This window comes from Mycobacterium sp. TH-M82 (assembly GCF_057473605.1).
Genome location: NZ_JBYCKY010000541.1, coordinates 1 through 4569, shown reverse-complemented (window position 1 = coordinate 4569; position 4569 = coordinate 1). Strand labels below are relative to the sequence as shown.

Here is a 4569-nt window from a genome sequence, read left to right as displayed (position 1 = left end):
CGTCAGCGTCGATGCGGCGATCAACCTCAATCGCGAGGGCTTCACGAGTGAACTCGTCGATCACGTTGAGCAGCTTGAGGGTGCGACCGTCGGCGGTGGTATCGAACTGGAAGTCCATCGCCCAGATCACGTTCGGACGGATCGGCGACATCGCCCCGACGACAACGCCGATGCCGGTCAAGCGCTTCTTCTTGCGGCGCTGGGGAACCCGCAGGCCTTCCTCGCGCCATAGCCGGCGGATGCGCTTGTTGTTGACCTGCCAGCCAGCCCGGCGGGCCATCTTGGCTGCCCGCCGCCACCCCAGCGGGGCCGGTCGGTGGCAAACCGGCGCAGCCAGGTGCGCAACTCGGCTTCCTCGATACTCAGCGGCGGCGGGGCCAGGCGCATCGTGGATCGGTGGATGCCCACCACCGTGCAGGCGCGCCGTTGTGACACCCCGAACCGGTCGCGCAGCATCTCCACGGCGCTGCGCTTGCGGTTCGGGGTTAGAAGTTTCCCGCCGAGATCTCCTTGAGCATGTCGATGTCGAGAGCCTGGTTGGCGACCATTTTCTTGAGCCGGGCGTTCTCGGCTTCCAGCTCCTTGAGCCGCTTGGCGTCGCTGGCCTTCATGCCGCCGTATTGGGCCACCCAGCGATGCCAGTTCGACTCGGCGGTCTCCAGGTGACGGCACACCTCGTCAAGGTCCTGGCCCGACGCCAGCAGCTTGTTGCCCTCTGCGAGCTTGCGGATGATCTGATCCGGCGTGTGCCGCCGGCGTTTCTTCGATGTCATGTCGTTGCCGATTCTTCCTGCCCGGAACACCGGGCAACAGAGTCGCACAACAACTGGACCACTACGAGGGGCTCACCTCACCAGCACCGGCTCACCGCGCATCGACTGCACCCGAACACTCCCTGCGCCGCGGCCGGTGCGAGGGTAGAGCGATGAACAATCACACCTACCGCGTGATCGAGATAGTCGGAAGTTCACCCGAGGGCGTTGACGCGGCTATCCGCAGCGGGCTGGCACGGGCGGCGCAGACGATGCGCAACCTGGACTGGTTCGAAGTGGAGTCGATTCGCGGCCACCTGGAGGATGGGGCTGTCGGCCACTACCAGGTGACCATGAAAGTCGGCTTCCGCCTGGAAGACTCGTAGAGCGACTCAGGCAGCGGTCGGCAACGGTCGCGGCCAACCCGCGGCTCGCCCTCGGCTAACGCCCCGGCGGGGCGAATCGCCGCGACAGGGCCGCGACGAGCTCCACCGGGTCGGGCTCGTCGTCGAGCAACCCGATCAGCCCGTCGCGCTCGACCAACGACACCGGCTCCATCCCACCGAAGATCTGCATCGTCTCCCCCGCGGGAACGACTCGGGCGCAGTAGAATTGGCCGACTTTCACCCGCGCGCTGGCGGTGCGCTCGCGCACCTCGCACACGTCGCCGGTGCGCACGTCACGCAACGTGAATCCCCGGCCGGGTGACGCGTCGAGCACCTCGTGCACCGAACGCTGCACGAGCAGCCACCGCTCGGCCAGCGAGCGCTCGTCGTCGGGCAGCAGAAAGCCGCGCGTGCCGAGGAAGTCGGCGAACGCCCCGCCCTCGAACAGCACCGCATCGCAGACCAGCGGATCACCGAACGCCGCGACGAGCGCGTCGGACGAATCCCAGTACTGCGCCCGGGCCTCCGCGGTGTCGACGAACAAGGACCAAAACGGGCCGTCGAGCAGATCGGTGGTGGCCTTCTGATACAGCCACGCGGCCCGCTCCTCGAGCGGCAACTGTTCGCGGTTGAGGTGGCACACCTTGTACTTGCGGCCCGACCCGCACCAGCAGCGTTCGTTGCGGCCCAGGCCGGGCCGGGGTGCCGGCCGGAACCGCTCGAACAGCTGCACCAATTCGTCGTCGTCGGACGCCCCCGCCCGGCGCAGCAGCGCCAGCCCCCGCTCGGCGTCGCCGCGATCGCCGGCATAGCGGGCCAGCGACAGCAGCGTCAGCGGCCACGACGGGTCCAGCGACTCGGCGGCATGCAGCGTCGCTTCCGCTTCTTCGCAGTCGCCGAGCGCCTCGAGCGCCTTGGCCCGCATCCAGCGCAGGGCCGGGCGCGCCGCGCGCGGCGCCAGGGGCTCCGCCGTCTCGGCGAAAACGCCGAGCGCGGCGGCGGATTGGTCGTCGTGCACACCCATCTCGTCCAGCGCGGCGGCCGCCACGACCGGGTCGGCCAGCGACTCCAGCGCGGCGCGGATGACCTGGCGGTCGGGATCGGAGTCGGCCTCGTCGTCGGGGGGCGGCGGTGGGGTGTCCTGGGCACCCTGCACGGCCTCGACCAGGTCGAGGGTCTGCCCGTAGATCCCGACGACGGCCAGCACGGCCAGCGCCTCGTCGTCGTCGAGGTCGTAGCGCTCCTTGATCGACTCGATCCGGCCGGCCACCCGCCACCCGCCGAAATCGAAACCCGCACAGGCGATCCAGTCGCCCTCGCAGGCCAGCCCGCTCGCCGCGAGCAGCTCACCCAGCGGTGCCGCCGGCTCCCGGAACATGCTGTCGTCGTCGGCGCACACTGTCCACACCGCGTTGTCGAGCATCTCGGGCCGATCGGGCTGCTCCTCGAGCAGGGCGGACAGCGACGCGCCGACATCGCAGGGAGCCGGGTCTGCGACGGTCGTGACCTCGAATCCGCGCGCGGTGACCCGCAAGCCGACGACGTCGCCGGCCTCGGCGCCGAGCCCGGCCAGGTGCCCGGGCGGCAACAGCAAAGCGCCCTCGCTGCCGATCGCCGCCGCGGGCACCCCGCGCGCGGCAAGGACGTCCGCGTCGAACTGTGCGAAAGCGTCGCCGATCGGGGAGCCGTCGACCAGGCGCCGATAGGTGTCCAACTCGGTCAGCATCGACACCGGCGCCAGGTCGGGGCCCCACTCGATCAGGTCATGAGCGGCCTCGGCCTCGCCGAGGCGGTGGGTGAAGATCCTGCCGTCGAGCAGCGCGGGAATCCACGCGACCCTCTCATCGGCCAACGGCATGACCAGCTGGGTGTCCTCGTCGAGCACCTCCCCGAGAGTCGCCTCGGCGTCCGGACCGAGCTCGACGCCGTCGGCGACGAGCGCGGCCAGCAGGTCGTCCTCGGTCATCGGGCCGCGCGTCGCCAAAAGCTGGCGCACCGCGGCGCCGATCGTCTCGCCGGAGCCGTCCAACACGGCCCCGACCCTACCCGCGCCGGGCACGTTTCCCGGGACCGGCCGCTGTGCAGAAAGGCGGTCACCCGCTCGACACACTGCTCCAGGTCGCGCAGATCGCCGAGCCGGGACTCCACGATCGCGTTGCGATTTTTCGCGCGTTACGCCCGCGTCAGCGCGTCGGCTTCCTTGATGAGCAACAGCAGGTGCAGCGGGTCGGTGGGCGACGGCTCGAAGTCGAAGTGGGCGTAGAACGAGCGGGCCTCATCGCTTATGGCGTGCACCAGCATCGCCCGCGCGCCGATCAGATCGGCTGCGCGCACACTGCGAATGACCGCATCCCGCAGCAGATGTGCACCGAGCCCGTTGCCTTGCTCTGCGCGATCGACCGCCAACCGGGACAACAGGATCACCGGCACGGGCTCTGGCATGTTGCGCCGCACTCGTCCGGGCGCCGCGCGGCGCTGCACCGAAGCCGCCGCCAGCGCGTAAAAGCCGACGACCCGGCCGGCGCGACATGTCACATGACAACGCGACGCGCCTTCCACGTGGTTGGCCAAAGCCCGGGCACGCAGGTAGTGGTCCAAGCTGGGCTCGCCGCTGTCAAATGCGAGAAGATCGTCGCGTTCGCTGATCGGGCGCGGCGCGCTGTAGCCGCTCACTCCGCTGCATCGAAGATGGATTCCTCCGCAAGCAGCGCTTTCAGCCGTGGCTTGCGCGACACCGGCCGGTCAAGCGCTGCCAGAAACTTCGACCAAGCCGCATCATCGAGCACGAACCGGCGTCGATCGGCCAACACGTTGCGGGCATGCGCCAGCGTTGCAGTGACCGTGAAATTGGTGAGGTCGGTCCCTTCCACCTCGGCTGCACACCGGATCAGCGCGTCCTGTTCAGCGGTCAGACGCACTGCGAATCGTTCCGTCTTGGTGGCCATCACCCCATTGTGGGCCTAATGGGCACACAGGTCAACACAGCGGACCTGTCGACGTCGGCGGGGTCAATCCAGCCCGAGCGCCGCACGCAGCCGACGAACCCGGCGCGGCCGGTCGAAAGCTCGGGCGCACGGCGCAGAGTGCTCGACATGTAGCCCCGGCAGGCCGGGCCGTTTGCGGCACGCAGATCACGCAACGAGGTTCAGTCCTCAACGCCCAAAATCATGGCGAGGGCGCGTTCGACGTCGCGCATCGTGACAGGCGCGAGCGTTCCCAACCTTTCCAGCAGGCGGGTACGGGCGACGGCGCGCACGCTGCGGCAGACAGCGACACTCGGGCTGTCTACACCTTCGTCCGGTGAGACGGTCGGCCGCAACGGGGTCGATGAGCGTGAACTCGACACCGGTACCACGACAACGAGTTCGTCATCGACCCCGGCGAGTATCTCATCAACGGAAACGATGACGGCCGGGCGGTGTTTGCCGGGC

Annotated in this window: 4 protein-coding genes and 2 pseudogenes; 1 reads left to right on the top strand and 5 read right to left on the bottom strand. The window is 69.0% G+C overall.

What is annotated here, in order from left to right; all coding sequences use genetic code 11:
• Positions 1-773: pseudogene (locus AC2VON_RS16425) on the bottom strand (IS3 family transposase); the annotation flags it as partial.
• Between the two features lie 152 nt (positions 774-925).
• Between AC2VON_RS16425 and AC2VON_RS16420 the strand changes: the two are divergent.
• Positions 926-1138 carry a dodecin gene (locus tag AC2VON_RS16420; protein ID WP_486953900.1) on the top strand — a complete coding sequence of 71 codons (213 nt, stop codon included), beginning with the start codon at positions 926-928 and terminating at the stop codon, positions 1136-1138.
• Positions 1139-1193: 55 nt separating this feature from the next.
• Here the strand turns inward: AC2VON_RS16420 and AC2VON_RS16415 are convergent, their stop codons facing one another.
• From AC2VON_RS16415 to AC2VON_RS16400, 4 genes and pseudogenes are all read right to left on the bottom strand, one after another.
• Positions 1194-3170: an SEC-C domain-containing protein gene (locus tag AC2VON_RS16415; protein ID WP_486953899.1), complete on the bottom strand. Its 1977-nt coding sequence runs from the start codon at positions 3168-3170 to the stop codon at positions 1194-1196.
• A 140-nt stretch (positions 3171-3310) separates the two neighbouring features.
• Positions 3311-3811 (bottom strand): GNAT family N-acetyltransferase, encoded by a 501-nt coding sequence (locus tag AC2VON_RS16410; protein ID WP_486953898.1) that lies wholly within the window; start codon positions 3809-3811, stop codon positions 3311-3313.
• Positions 3808-4118 (bottom strand): annotated as a pseudogene (locus tag AC2VON_RS16405) (type II toxin-antitoxin system TacA family antitoxin); the annotation flags it as partial. The pseudogene AC2VON_RS16405 and the gene AC2VON_RS16410, both read right to left, overlap by 4 nt.
• A gap of 165 nt (positions 4119-4283) precedes the next feature.
• On the bottom strand, positions 4284-4569 hold a 286-nt coding region (locus AC2VON_RS16400), incomplete at its 5' end, for a type II toxin-antitoxin system PemK/MazF family toxin (RefSeq protein WP_486953897.1).